The 6,732-nt window shown below is 67.0% G+C and carries 6 protein-coding genes and 1 rRNA gene; all 7 read left to right on the top strand.

All coding sequences use genetic code 11. The annotated features are described in order from the left end of the window. Nucleotides 1–95, top strand: a 5S ribosomal RNA gene (gene rrf / locus ACWD35_RS28215); the annotation flags it as partial. 109 nt (nt 96–204) lie between these two features. Continuing rightward, nucleotides 205–813 carry a CDP-alcohol phosphatidyltransferase family protein gene (locus tag ACWD35_RS28210; RefSeq protein WP_451354112.1) on the top strand — a complete coding sequence of 203 codons (609 nt, stop codon included), beginning with the start codon at nt 205–207 and terminating at the stop codon, nt 811–813. Nucleotides 814–927: 114 nt separating this feature from the next. Continuing rightward, complete coding sequence (locus tag ACWD35_RS28205; RefSeq protein ID WP_451354111.1) at nt 928–3,423, top strand: sugar phosphate nucleotidyltransferase; 2,496 nt, start codon at nt 928–930, stop codon at nt 3,421–3,423. Nucleotides 3,424–3,522: 99 nt separating this feature from the next. Next, nucleotides 3,523–4,431: a DUF881 domain-containing protein gene (locus ACWD35_RS28200; RefSeq protein WP_451354110.1), complete on the top strand. Its 909-nt coding sequence runs from the start codon at nt 3,523–3,525 to the stop codon at nt 4,429–4,431. After that, nucleotides 4,428–4,760, top strand: coding sequence for a small basic family protein (locus ACWD35_RS28195; RefSeq protein WP_003988855.1), 333 nt, complete (start codon nt 4,428–4,430; stop codon nt 4,758–4,760). Before ACWD35_RS28200 ends, ACWD35_RS28195 begins: the two co-directional genes overlap by 4 nt. Nucleotides 4,761–4,765: 5 nt before the next feature. Beyond that, on the top strand, nt 4,766–5,710 hold the full coding sequence (locus ACWD35_RS28190; protein WP_451354109.1) for a DUF881 domain-containing protein: 945 nt from the start codon (nt 4,766–4,768) through the stop codon (nt 5,708–5,710). Nucleotides 5,711–5,900: 190 nt separating this feature from the next. Further along, nucleotides 5,901–6,728, top strand: a complete 828-nt coding sequence (locus ACWD35_RS28185; RefSeq protein ID WP_451354108.1) for an FHA domain-containing protein — start codon at nt 5,901–5,903, stop codon at nt 6,726–6,728. Nucleotides 6,729–6,732 lie beyond the last annotated feature (4 nt).

The raw sequence follows: 6,732 nt of genomic DNA, 5'->3' as shown, positions 1-6,732 counted from the left end.
AAACGCCCGGTTACATTCCGAACCCGGAAGCTAAGCCTCACAGCGCCGATGGTACTGCAGGGGGGACCCTGTGGGAGAGTAGGACGCCGCCGAACTCCTTTTATAGCTCCGGCTCTTGGGCACTCAGCCCAGGAGCCGGAGCTTTTTTGCGTTGAGGTAAGGTCAGGGGGCATCGTTGGATCGTTTCGCACAGGAGGCCCCCGGGTGGAGGTCCAGGAGACCCGTGTCCAGACAGACCGGGTCCTCACCATCCCCAACATCCTCAGCATGGCCCGGCTCGCCGGCGTACCGCTGTTCCTGTGGCTGATCCTCAGGCCGGAGTTCGGGGGCCCCAACAGCGATGGATGGGCTCTTCTCGTGCTGGCGCTGAGCGGGGTCAGCGACTATCTGGACGGCAAGCTCGCCCGGCGCTGGAATCAGATCAGCAGTCTCGGCCGACTGCTCGATCCGGCGGCGGACAGGCTGTACGTGCTTTCCACCCTGGTCGGTCTCACATGGCGAGAGATCCTGCCGATCTGGTTGACCGCCGCACTGCTCCTGAGGGAGCTGGTTCTGCTGGTGATGGTGGGTATCCTCAGGCGGCACGGATATCCGCCGCCCCAGGTGAACTTCCTGGGGAAAGCCGCTACCTTCAACTTGATGTATGCCTTCCCGCTCCTGCTCCTCAGCGACGGAAGTGGTTGGATCGCGTCACTCGCCGCTGTTTTCGGATGGGCGTTCGCCGGATGGGGTACAACCCTCTACTGGTGGGCAGGAGTGCTCTACGTAGTGCAAGTCCGCCGTTTGGTTCGTGCGGACACCATGGCCGATTGAGCCTGGCGAATGTCCGGACGTAGCGCTTCGATGGCCCGCACTGGAAAAGTGCGGGACAATCTGGACGGGTGAAGTCGGCTGGACCGTCGTCTCTTGGAGGAGGACGCTTCCGACATGAAGGCCGTCGTGATGGCCGGAGGCGAAGGCACGCGCCTGCGCCCCATGACCTCTAGCATGCCCAAGCCGCTCCTGCCCGTGGCGAACCGCCCGATCATGGAGCACGTGCTACGGCTGCTCAAAAGGCACGGGCTCACCGAGACCGTTGTCACCGTGCAGTTCCTGGCATCGCTCGTCAAGAACTACTTCGGCGATGGCGAGGAGCTCGGAATGGAGCTCACATATGCCAATGAGGAGAAGCCACTCGGTACCGCCGGAAGTGTGAAGAACGCCGAAGAGGCGTTGAAGGACGATGCTTTTCTCGTCATCTCCGGTGATGCCCTGACCGACTTCGACCTCACCGACCTGATCAATTTCCACAAGGAGAAGGGCGCGCTGGTCACGGTCTGTCTGACCCGCGTGCCCAATCCGCTGGAGTTCGGCATCACGATCGTCGACGAAGAAGGCAAGGTCGAGCGTTTTCTGGAGAAGCCGACCTGGGGGCAGGTCTTCTCCGACACGGTCAACACGGGCATCTACGTCATGGAGCCCGAAGTCTTCAACTACGTCGAAGCGGATGTCCCCGTCGACTGGTCCGGCGATGTCTTCCCGCAGTTGATGAAGGAAGGCAAGCCCATCTACGGCTATGTCGCCGAGGGCTACTGGGAGGACGTCGGTACCCACGAGAGCTACGTGAAGGCCCAGGCGGACGTCCTCGAAGGCAAGGTCAACGTCGATATCGAGGGATTCGAGATATCCCCTGGCGTCTGGGTTGCCGAGGGCGCCGAGGTGCATCCGGACGCGGTGCTGCGGGGACCGCTCTACATCGGCGACTACGCGAAGGTCGAGGCCGGAGCGGAAATCCGGGAACACACCGTCGTCGGGTCCAACGTCGTCGTCAAGACCGGTGCGTTCCTGCACAAGGCCGTCGTGCACGACAACGTGTATGTCGGGCAGCACAGCAATCTGCGCGGCTGTGTGGTCGGGAAGAACACCGACATCATGCGGGCCGCCCGGATCGAGGACGGCGCCGTCATCGGTGACGAGTGCCTGATCGGTGAAGAATCGATCGTTCAGGGCAATGTCCGGGTCTATCCGTTCAAGACCATCGAGGCCGGTGCCTTCGTCAACACCTCGGTCATCTGGGAGTCCAGAGGGCAGGCGCATCTATTTGGTGCCCGTGGCGTGAGCGGAATCCTGAACGTGGAGATCACGCCCGAGCTGGCCGTGCGGCTGGCCGGGGCCTACGCGACGACCCTGAAGAAGGGCTCCACCGTCACCACCGCCCGTGACCACTCCCGAGGTGCCCGCGCGCTCAAGCGGGCGGTCATCTCCGCGCTCCAGGCCAGCGCCATCGACGTACGGGACCTGGAGAACGTGCCGCTGCCAGTGGCGCGGCAGCAGACCGCGCGGGGCAGTGCCGGCGGCATCATGATCCGGACCTCCCCGGGTGTCCCGGACTCGGTCGACATCATGTTCTTCGACGGGCAGGGAGCGGACCTGTCGCAGGGCAGCCAGCGGAAGCTGGACCGGGTGTTCGCGCGCCAGGAGTACCGGCGGGCGTTCCCCGGTGAGATCGGCGATCTGTACTTCCCGGCGAGCGTCTTCGACTCGTACACCGGATCGCTGCTGCGGAACGTCGACACGACGGGCATCGCCGAATCCGGCCTGAAGGTCGTCGTGGACGCCTCCAACGGCAGCGCCGGACTGGTCCTGCCCAGCCTGCTCGGCAAGCTCGGGGTGGACTCGCTGACCATCAACCCCGGTCTGGACGAGTCCAGGCCCACGGAGACGGCCGAGATGCGCCGGAAGGGGCTGGTGCGGCTCGGTGAGATCGTGGCGTCCTCCGGGGCCGCGTTCGGTGTCCGGTTCGACCCCGTGGGCGAGCGGCTGTCGCTCGTGGACGAGAAGGGCCGGATCATCGAGGACGACCGGGCGCTGCTCGTGATGCTGGACCTGGTGGCCGCCGAGCGGCGCAGCGGGCGCGTGGCGCTGCCGGTGACCACGACCCGGATCGCCGAGCAGGTGGCCGCCTATCACGGCACCCAGGTCGCGTGGACCACCACCTCACCGGACGACCTCACGCGGGTGGGGCGTGAGGAAGGGACCATCTTCGGCGGCGACGGCATGGGCGGGTTCATCGTCCCCGAGTTCAGCAGCGTCTACGACGGCACGGCGGCCTTCGTACGGCTGATCGGGCTGGTCACGCGGACGCAGCTCACGCTGAGCCAGATCGATGCCCGGATTCCGCGGGCGCACGTCCTCAAGCGGGATCTGGCGACGCCCTGGGCCGTCAAGGGGCTGGTGATGCGGCGGGTGGTCGAGGCTGCCGGAGACCGCTTTGTCGACACGACCGACGGGGTGCGGGTCGTGGAGACCGACGGGCGCTGGGCGCTGGTGCTGCCCGACCCGGCCGAGGCGGTCACGCACCTGTGGGCGGAGGGGCCCGACGACGCCTCCGCGCAGGCCTTGCTGGACGAGTGGTCGTCCGTCGTGGACAGCGCCGGACGGTAAATCTCACTGCACGCGTGCGTGCCGGACATGTGACCCCCAAGGGGGCCTGTCCGGCACGCCGGTGGGGCCATTCGGAGGTACTGCCCGCGACATGCGACGATGTGCGGCATGCCGCAGCAACCCCCCATTCGGAGCAGCCCCGGCCGGCCGCGTCCGGACGCCTCCATGTCGTTGATCACCAACGTCATGGATCACAGCCTCGATGACGGGTATGCCCAGGCAGCCGCCCGGAGGCAGTCCCAGGGCGAAGGTGGCATGCCGAAGACGGTCAGGGCGAAGCTGGGCCTTGCGGCCGGCCTGGTCCTCACGGCACTGGTCGTCACGGTGGGTGCGGCCCAGGCGCATGTGGCGGCGCCCGTGGTGGCCAAGGAGCGCCAGGAGCTGATCGACCGTATCGACCGCCAGACCTCGGGCGCGGACAAACTCGAATCCACCGTGGACAAGCTGCGTGACGACGTCGCCGCGCGGCAGCGGGCGGCCCTGAAGCGCAGCGGCGGGAACGCGAGCCTGGTGGACGTCCTGTCGGGTGCCGCGGCGGTGCACGGTCCCGGCGTGAAGCTGGTCGTGAACGACGCCAAGGAAGCCAGCACGGGCGGCGACGGTACCAACCCTCGCGAGACCTCCGGGTTCTCCGACAACGGGCGGGTGCGCGACCGTGACATGCAGCGCGTGGTCAACGGGCTGTGGTCCTCCGGCGCCGAGGCCGTCTCCATCAATGGACAGCGGCTGACGTCCCTGTCCGCGATCAGGGCGGCGGGTGACGCGATACTGGTCGACAACAAGCCGCTGGTGCCGCCGTACACGGTCCTGGCGGTGGGGGACGGGGACAGGCTGAGCACCACGTTCCAGAACAGCGCCGACGGCCTGTATCTGCATGCCCTTGAGGAGAACTTCGGCATCCGCGCCACCATCTCCACGCAGGGCGACGTCAAGCTTCCCGCCGCACCGAGTCTGATCGTACGTACAGCACAGCCGACCACCGAGAAATCTGAGAAGGGCACATCGTGATCGCCGTACTGGGCCTCGTCGTGGGAGTCGTGGCCGGCCTGTTGGTCCGTCCGGAGGTTCCGGCGGTCGTCGAGCCGTATCTGCCGATCGCCGTCGTCGCGGCGCTGGACGCGGTCTTCGGTGGCCTGCGGGCCATGCTCGACGGCATCTTCGACGACAAGGTCTTCGTGGTGTCGTTCCTGTCGAACGTGGTCGTGGCGGCGCTGATCGTGTTCCTCGGTGACAAGTTGGGCGTGGGCGCGCAGCTGTCCACGGGTGTCGTGGTGGTCCTGGGCATCCGGATCTTCTCCAACGCCGCCGCGATCCGGCGGCACGTCTTCCGGGCGTGAGAACGATGAGCAACGAGAACGAGCGGCCCGAGAACGACGAGCGGCCTGAGAAGCACGAGCGGCCTGAGAAGCACGAGCGGCCTGAGAAGCACGAGCGGCCCGAGAAGCACGAGCGGCCGGAGCAGAGCGAGCGCCCCGAGAACAGGCTGCGCAAGGAGCTGCCCGACGAGGTGCCCGCGCCCGTCCCGGGGGCCGGGGAGCCGTCGCAGGACACGCGGCAGGAGACGCTGACCGGCCGGCAGCGGCTGGTCAAGGGCCTGTGGCCGCCGCGTGTGACGCGGGCCCAACTCATCGTCGCCCTGCTGCTGTTCGGCCTCGGTTTCGGCCTGGCCGTGCAGGTGGCGTCGAACAGCGACAGCGACAGCGCGCTGCGCGGCGCCCGGCAGGAAGATCTTGTGCGCATTCTCGATGAACTGGATTCGCGTACTCAGCGTCTTCAGGACGAGAAGCAGGGACTCGACAAGCAGCGGTCGGAGCTGCAGACCAGCTCCGACCAGGCAGCGGAGGCACGCAAGCAGACCGCCGAGAAGGAGAGACAACTCGGCATTCTGGCGGGCACCGTGGCGGCGCAGGGTCCCGGCATCACGATGACGATCGAGGACACGAAGGGGACGGTTCAGGCGGACATGCTGCTCGACGCGATCCAGGAACTGCGCGCGGCCGGCGCGGAGGCGATCCAGGTGAACGGTGTGCGGGTGGTCGCGAACACCTACTTCGCGGACTCGGGCAAGAGTGTGAGCGTCGACGGGAACAGGATCAACGCCCCCTATCGTTTCAAGGTCATCGGCAAGCCGCAGGACCTGGAGCCGGCGCTGAACATCCCTGGAGGCGTGGTGCAGACTCTGGAGAAGGAGCAGGCCACGGTGACCGTCGAGCAGTCGAGCAAGATCGTCGTGGACGCCTTGCGGCAGGCGAAGCGGCCTGACTACGCTCGGTCGTCCTCTCAGTGAACCGACGGTGCATGGGGGCGATCCGGCAGGGGCATGAGGTTGCGGGGGGTCGGCGCACCGAAGGGGTGGTGCGTGGTGGAAACTGTTTGGCGGATACGGACGTTGTGAAGGTGTCCGGTTCGGCCGGTGTAGGCAATCAGGGTTCGTCCTGCCCCACGGGCGGGTCTGTTTCGGTCAAGGGGAATCGCCCGTGAAGTTGTTTGCGAAGTTGTTCGGCAAGAGTGCGCGAGAGGGCAACGCCAACGCGACCGCTCGCCATCGCGCCCAGCCAGACGTGGAGGGTCAGCGCCCGTTGTTCCGGGACCAGGTCGCTGGTCCGGGTGGTGACATTTCGGGAGGTCAGGGCGCGGCGTCTGTTGACCCTGCCCGGTCCGGCGGCATAGGTTTCGGGCAACCGTCAACCTCAAGTGCGGGTGGAGGGTTTGCCCCCAACCCGTACGCGTCCAACGCCCCGGCGGGGCAGCCGCAGGAGGATCCGTCCATGTCGGTCCTGGTGTGTACGAGGTGCGGTAACCGCAACGCGGAGAACGCCCGGTTCTGTTCCAATTGCGGTGCGCCGCTGCGCCCCGGAGTGGCGCCGGAGCGTGCCTCCGAGACGACGTCCACGATCTCCATCTCCGGCATCGAGGCCTACGACGCGGAGGTGACCGGCCAGACGCCGCTGCCGATGCTGTCGCCCGAGGCGCAGGCCGCGGTCGACGCGCTGCCGCTGGGCTCGGCGCTGCTGGTGGTGCGGCGGGGGCCGAACTCGGGCAGCCGCTTCCTGCTGGACGCCGACCTGACCACGGCCGGCCGTCACCCGCAGAGCGACATCTTCCTGGACGACGTCACGGTCTCCCGTCGGCACGTGGAGTTCCGTCGCTCTCCGGACGGCTCGTTCAAGGTGGCCGACGTGGGCAGCCTGAATGGCACCTACGTCAACCGGGAGCGGATCGACGAGGTCGCTCTGTCGAACGGTGACGAGGTGCAGATCGGCAAGTACCGGCTGGTGTTCTACGCGAGCCGGCACAGCATCTGACCTC

Source organism: Streptomyces sp. NPDC002671 (genome assembly GCF_053592475.1).
The sequence above is the reverse complement of the archived record's forward strand: the minus strand, read 5'-3'. Positions and strand labels throughout refer to the sequence as shown.

Excerpts from the sequence above, each read along its gene's own strand:
- ACWD35_RS28190 (WP_451354109.1), top strand. The coding sequence starts at position 4,766 with ATGAGCAACGAGAACGAGCGGCCCGAGAACGACGAGCGGCCTGAGAAG.
- ACWD35_RS28200 (WP_451354110.1), top strand. The coding sequence starts at position 3,523 with ATGTGCGGCATGCCGCAGCAACCCCCCATTCGGAGCAGCCCCGGCCGG.
- ACWD35_RS28205 (WP_451354111.1), top strand. The coding sequence starts at position 928 with ATGAAGGCCGTCGTGATGGCCGGAGGCGAAGGCACGCGCCTGCGCCCC.